Below are 716 nucleotides of genomic sequence, written 5' to 3'. Positions count from 1 at the left end.
TCGATGCGCGAGGCGGTGGCCACGGTCGGGGAGACCTCGTCGGCGCTGGCGGGCGCGTCGGACGAGTTGACCGCGGTGGCCACCGAGCTGGGTCAGGCGGCGGAGGAGACCACGGCGCAGGCTGGTGCGGTTTCCAGTACGGCGCAGCAGGTGTCGGCGAACGTGACGACGATGTCGGCGGCGACCGAGGAGATGACCGCGTCGATCACGGAGATCGCGTCGAGCGCGTCGAGCGCGGCGGGGGTGGCGACGGGTGCGGTGACGACGGCGGAGGAGACGTCGCAGGCGGTGGAGCGGCTCGGGCAGGCGAGTGCGGAGATCGGTGACATTCTGAAGGTGATCAATGCGATCGCGGAGCAGACGAATTTGCTGGCGTTGAACGCGACGATCGAGGCGGCGCGGGCGGGGGAGTCGGGTAAGGGTTTTGCGGTGGTGGCGTCGGAGGTGAAGGATCTGGCGCAGGAGACGGCGCGGGCGACCGAGGACATCTCCAGCAAGACCGCCGCGATTCAGAGTACGACGGGTGAGGTGGCGACGGCGATCGGGCGGATCGCGTCGGTGGTGAATCAGATCAATGAGTTGCAGACGACGATCGCGGCGGCGGTGGAGCAGCAGTCGGCGACGGCGTCGGAGATCAGTCGTAATGTCGGTCAGATCGCGACCGGTTCGGGGGAGATCGCCCGCAACATCGGTGAGGTGGCGGAGGCCGCCGGGGC

The 716-nt window shown here is 69.0% G+C and carries 1 protein-coding gene; it reads left to right on the top strand.

Features of this window, described 5'->3' with window-relative positions; genetic code table 11:
• Positions 1-716, top strand: a 716-nt coding sequence (locus IH26_RS0152570) for a methyl-accepting chemotaxis protein (protein ID WP_030443822.1), incomplete at both ends; no start/stop codon positions are given.

It is taken from the genome of Actinoplanes subtropicus (assembly GCF_000721705.1).
Classification (GTDB): Bacteria; Actinomycetota; Actinomycetes; order Mycobacteriales; family Micromonosporaceae; genus Actinoplanes; species Actinoplanes subtropicus.
This window is presented reverse-complemented; position numbering and strand designations above follow the sequence as displayed.